5 protein-coding genes and 2 pseudogenes are annotated in these 4587 nt (G+C 49.7%); 1 reads left to right on the forward strand and 6 read right to left on the reverse strand.

Features of this window, described 5'->3' with window-relative positions; all coding sequences use genetic code 11:
• Positions 1–67 precede the first annotated feature (67 nt).
• The 6 genes and pseudogenes from FTT85_RS17960 to traJ all read right to left on the reverse strand — a co-directional run bounded on the left by FTT85_RS17960 (position 68) and on the right by traJ (position 3617).
• Positions 68–220, reverse strand: a complete 153-nt coding sequence (locus tag FTT85_RS17960; protein WP_180007116.1) for a hypothetical protein — start codon at positions 218–220, stop codon at positions 68–70.
• 27 nt (positions 221–247) lie between these two features.
• On the reverse strand, positions 248–1105 hold the full coding sequence (locus tag FTT85_RS17965) for an SDR family NAD(P)-dependent oxidoreductase (RefSeq protein ID WP_120366351.1): 858 nt from the start codon (positions 1103–1105) through the stop codon (positions 248–250).
• Between the two features lie 159 nt (positions 1106–1264).
• Positions 1265–1450, reverse strand: coding sequence for a GyrI-like domain-containing protein (locus tag FTT85_RS18975; protein WP_233735431.1), 186 nt, complete (start codon positions 1448–1450; stop codon positions 1265–1267).
• A pseudogene (locus FTT85_RS17970) lies at positions 1442–2344 on the reverse strand (TCR/Tet family MFS transporter); the annotation flags it as partial. The pseudogene FTT85_RS17970 and the gene FTT85_RS18975, both read right to left, overlap by 9 nt.
• 26 nt (positions 2345–2370) lie before the next feature.
• Positions 2371–3246 (reverse strand): annotated as a pseudogene (gene traI / locus FTT85_RS17975) (TraI/MobA(P) family conjugative relaxase); the annotation flags it as partial.
• Positions 3243–3617 (reverse strand): conjugal transfer transcriptional regulator TraJ, encoded by a 375-nt coding sequence (gene traJ, locus FTT85_RS17980; protein WP_033472343.1) that lies wholly within the window; start codon positions 3615–3617, stop codon positions 3243–3245. The pseudogene traI and the gene traJ, both read right to left, overlap by 4 nt.
• Before the next feature lie 329 nt (positions 3618–3946).
• On the opposite strand from traJ, the gene FTT85_RS17985 reads away from it, so the two are divergent.
• Positions 3947–4339 carry a TraK family protein gene (locus tag FTT85_RS17985; protein ID WP_052928019.1) on the forward strand — a complete coding sequence of 131 codons (393 nt, stop codon included), beginning with the start codon at positions 3947–3949 and terminating at the stop codon, positions 4337–4339.
• The last annotated feature ends 248 nt before the right edge of the window (positions 4340–4587 follow it).

Raw genomic sequence — 4587 nt, forward strand, 5'->3', positions numbered from 1 at the left:
GTAAATTTTCAGCGTTGCTGGCTCCCCGTCAGCCGGATTGGGTTGCATCGCAGGGGTGTCGAAAGAGTCAACTGCGGTCCAAAGCTGTTGGACTTGGGTGAAAAGGGCGTTTATTCTTCCTATACGTAAATTGTATTTGTTTTAGAAAAAGTTTTTGATCATTTGCTTCTTGCTGTGTAAAAGGTTTGTATGCTTGAATTTCTTCAATGATTTCTTTCATTTTTTATTGTCACTTTCCTGTCGTCATCTACTTATCAGCTAAATACCCTTCAGGCATTGGAATCAATTTTTCTGATTCCCGACTGAGGCTCTCCTCTGCTTTCCACCCGGCGATTTTATTTTCCGTTGCTTCGATCACCCCATCAAAAAGAGAATCACTTAATATTAGACGTAGTGGTGGTTCAGGCAATGCCGCAAGTTTTAAGATTGTCTTTGCTGCTAATATAGGGTCACTATCTGTCGCCTGACCCTCCTGTTCTTTTGCGAAGGCATCCATTTGTTGATGCAGTTCTTGATAATCCGGCAAGCGTTTACTATTATGCAGTTTCTTGTAAAGATCTGTCCAATAACCTCCTGGTTCAACAATAGTCACATGAACACCAAAAGGAGCCAGTTCCTGTGCTAAAGCTTCCGTCAATCCTTCTACCGCAAATTTACTAGCACTGTATAGACCTGAAGTCATCCAAGACATGATGCCCCCGATACTACTCATTTGGATAAAACGACCTGATTTGTCTCGCAAAAAAGGAGAAACCGCTTGAGCCGTCCAAAGAGAACCGAAAAAGTTTACATTCATTATCTGACGCGCCTCTTCTTCTGTTGTCTCCTCAATCATTCCTCCAAGCATCATTCCCGCATTACTCAAAGCAATATCGATGCCATTAAATTTTTCTGCTCCCTTAGCAGCAGCGGCTACTACCATGTCTCGTTCTTCAATATCGCCTAAACAGATCAGCAAAGAAGATCCATATTCTGTTTTTAACCTGCTGAGTTTTCCTTCTGTTCTAGAAAAAGAAATGACTTGGTCGCCATTTTCTAATACTAATTTTACTGTCTCAAAACCAATTCCTTTACTTCCACCAGTAATAAACCACGTTCTAGTCATCTGTCCACGCTCCTTTTTTCCTAATTACTCTCAATATGATTATAACAAATTAAAAGGCCAACAACAACTATAGTATCTAATATGCTGATTGTCAGTTATAAAATACTAAGAGTCATTTTATTCAAAAAAAGTTGTGGCAAAAAACTTGCCACAACTTTTTTATTTTGCACGAATCGGGAGCCATATTTGGAACTGTGCATTCTGAGGATTAGCATCTAAATATAATTCGATATCTGGCAATTCAGCATATTCAAAACCTGAAGTTGGTAACCATTCAGTAAAAATCTGCTGTTGCAATTCTTGAATTGCTCCTGGTATAGGACCCGTTCCTGAGAATACCGCCATCCAGCTTTGCGTGATAAAAGCCAGCAATAAAAACCCGCACATATCAGCGCCCATTCCAAGCAGCAACACACCGCGGTCACCCAGTCGCTTTGAAAGAGTGCCGGTTAAAACAGCTTGTACGAATGTATGTGCTGCACCAAAAACGGCCAGCGACACACCTGCTGTGCCAATATCCCAATTCAAGCGCTGTTCGCCATAAATCACCCACAAAGCGGCGGGCGCCTGCCCAATCAGCTGCATAAGAAAAAACAACGCAAAAAAGCTGGCAAGTCCCTGAACTGCAAAATTGAAGCGAAAGCCTTCAAACAAATTGATTTTGGCTGGCTGTCCTTCAGGCGGTTGTGACGGCGTTTTGGGCAACAAGAAAGCCACCAAACAAAAGGCAATTGCATTGAGAAGAGCCCCTGCCACAAAGGGCGCATGCACAGATATATCACTAAGAACACCGCCAATAGCAGGCCCTGCAATCATACCTGCACCAAAACACGCCCCCATAAAACCAAACCAACGCGCACGTTCTTCCTGTTTAGTTGTATCAGCGATAATTGATGCCGCGATTGCACCAGTTGCTCCGGTAACACCTGAGATAATCCGGCCGATATAAAGCACCCATAAAACAGGCGCTGCCGCCATTATGCTATAATCAATCGTGGCACCTAAAAATGAAACCAGCAAAATAATCCGCCGTCCATAGCGGTCAGATAACCGCCCTAAAACGGGCGCGCAAAAGACCTGCATAAACGCATAAAGCGATAAAAAAACACCATAGTGAAATGCTGTTTGCTCTGCCGGTACAAATTCATTTAATAAAGCCGGAACCACCGGCATGATTAATCCCAAACCAATCGCATCAAGCGCGACAACAATGAGTGCGGTTATAAGTGATTTTGACATAGATGTGACTTTTATTTATCATTGATAAGTTGGCGATAAAAAACTTTGTACCTGGCATAAAGCTCGGTGGTGTCAGCGCGTGACCGTACCGGCTTCTTTTGATACTGCCGCCTGGGCGGCTTCTCCTGCTGATCCGGTGACGCCTCAAAGGCTCCCAGCCGCTTTTCCAGGGCAGGCTTGGACAGATCGCGGGACAGGGTGCTGGGCTTGACCATCGTGCCGTCATCGGCCCGGATCACCAACCCGTTACCCCTTGGCGTAATCTCCAGGCCGTTATCACGCATGACCTGGTGCAGCTCCGTCCAGGACTGCGCGGCTTTAATGTCGTCCAGGCATTCGCGCTTGATCCAGCCCACCAGACTTTCCACGCCGGCATGGCGCTCCATGTCGGCGGCCCTCGATGCCGCCCCGCGCTGCTGCGGCCGGTGATTGTCTGCCTCCAGGCCATAGTCCCGTTCCAGCGTCTCGCACAAGTCGGCCAGCGCCAGGTGCGGATAGTACGGTTCGTGCATCGTGTGCCTGGTCGGGTGAATCTTGTTGATGGCAATGTGGATGTGCAGGTTGTCGGTGTCGTTATGCACGGCGCTGATACGCTGATGCTCACCAAACCCTAGCCCTTGGCAAATCCGTTCCTCTATCGCCTTCAAGGTGTCGGCATCGGGATTCTCGCCGGCGCGAAAACTGACAATCAGGTGATAGGTCTTATCGCCCTTGGCCCTGGTGTTCATGTGCTGGGTGGCCAGCACTTCGGTGATGGCATCGCGCACTGAATGCGCCTCGCAATTCGTGACCTGAACATGGCCCAGCCGGTGGTCTTTGCTCTGTGCGTCGGTGATGTATTTAGCCAGGTCGGCAAAGTCTGATTTGCCCAGGGAACGCATGGCAACATGCTTGGCAATCATGATGCTGCCCTGGGTCGCACAATAGATTCCATCAATCGGCTCATTTCGTCCTGGTTGGCCTCAATCCGGGCCAGCAGGCCCAAGACAGTTTCAGCGCTGAACCGGGCCGTTCGGGCATCGTCGGTCAGCCACAATTTCAGCAGACCACCGAGGCGGCCCAGGTCGCCATTGACCCGCACCAGCTCGCGCACGTTCTCGTAATCGGTCACGCCCTGGACGGCGTAACCCTGCCCCACGGCCAGCAAAAAAGCAGACGTACTCAAGCCAGCCGCTTGTGCGTTGGCCTCAATGGCGGCCCGCTCTTCCGGCAGGCAATACACCTTGATCGGCGTGCTGCTTTTTCTCGTTACCTTCTGCTCTGTCGCCTCCATCTTTGGCGTCCTCCTGGTTCTCTTATTCCGGCGTCCGCCGATGGCCCCGCAGGGCAGGATTCCCGTTGAGCGCCGCAGGTGCGAATAAGGGGAAGTGAAGAGGAACACCATGCTTGCATGGTGGGCCTACTTCACACATCCTGCCCGCTTCACCACCACTTTAACATCACTACCATTTACCGGCTATAACCCGTTTTATCGACAAACACAAGCCGATTCCACGCATAAGGCGTGCAATCTGGCTTTAGTCGCCTTACAATCGCTTTAATAGCGATAGAATCGGCATTAAATCGCGGATAAATCGACATATAAAAGGCGGTAGAATCGGCATGACTAAACGGCTTACAGAGCGCATTGCAGCGCAAATGCAGACCCAAAAGCCCACCCGTTCAGGACAGAATCGGGCGGCTTTCCTGGCCCAGCGCGACGACATAAAAGAGGCTTTGACCGATGGCTGGCCGGTAAAAGCCATCTGGAAAACGCTGCACGATGAAGGGAAAATCAGCTTCGGATATGATGCTTTTATCAGCTATGTGAACAGTCTGATTCGGTCGCCAGGCGAGCCTGAAAAGGCCACCGCAAGACCGCCGGCATCCTCCCAACCGGCCCCCAAGAAAGCCACCCCAGCGACACCCAAACCAGTACCATCAGCCAGCCATAAGCCGGGGGAGATTCCCAGCTTCAACTTCAACCCCAGCCCGAACAAAGCGGACTTGATTTGACGCCCCAAGGGGCGGATTGGACGCCAAGAGGGAAGGCATAGCCCGCCCCTCAAGTGTCAATGAACCCCTGGAAATCGACCCCGAAAACAGCCCCCTTCATAGAGGCGGCCTATTAACATTTGAGTGGGAGTGACGGGCACTGGCTGGCAATGTCTAGCAACGGCAGGCATTTCGGCTGAGGGTAAAAGAACTTTCCGCTAAGCGATAGACTGTATGTAAACACAGTATTGCAAGGACGCGGAACATGC

This window comes from Acinetobacter sp. YH01020 (assembly GCF_013420275.1).
GTDB classification, from domain to species: domain Bacteria; phylum Pseudomonadota; class Gammaproteobacteria; order Pseudomonadales; family Moraxellaceae; genus Acinetobacter; species Acinetobacter amyesii.

Excerpts from the sequence above, each read along its gene's own strand:
- FTT85_RS17960 (WP_180007116.1), bottom strand. The coding sequence starts at position 220 with ATGAAAGAAATCATTGAAGAAATTCAAGCATACAAACCTTTTACACAG.
- traJ (WP_033472343.1), bottom strand. The coding sequence starts at position 3,617 with ATGGAGGCGACAGAGCAGAAGGTAACGAGAAAAAGCAGCACGCCGATC.
- FTT85_RS18975 (WP_233735431.1), bottom strand. The coding sequence starts at position 1,450 with ATGGCGGTATTCTCAGGAACGGGTCCTATACCAGGAGCAATTCAAGAA.
- FTT85_RS17965 (WP_120366351.1), bottom strand. The coding sequence starts at position 1,105 with ATGACTAGAACGTGGTTTATTACTGGTGGAAGTAAAGGAATTGGTTTT.
- FTT85_RS17985 (WP_052928019.1), top strand. The coding sequence starts at position 3,947 with ATGACTAAACGGCTTACAGAGCGCATTGCAGCGCAAATGCAGACCCAA.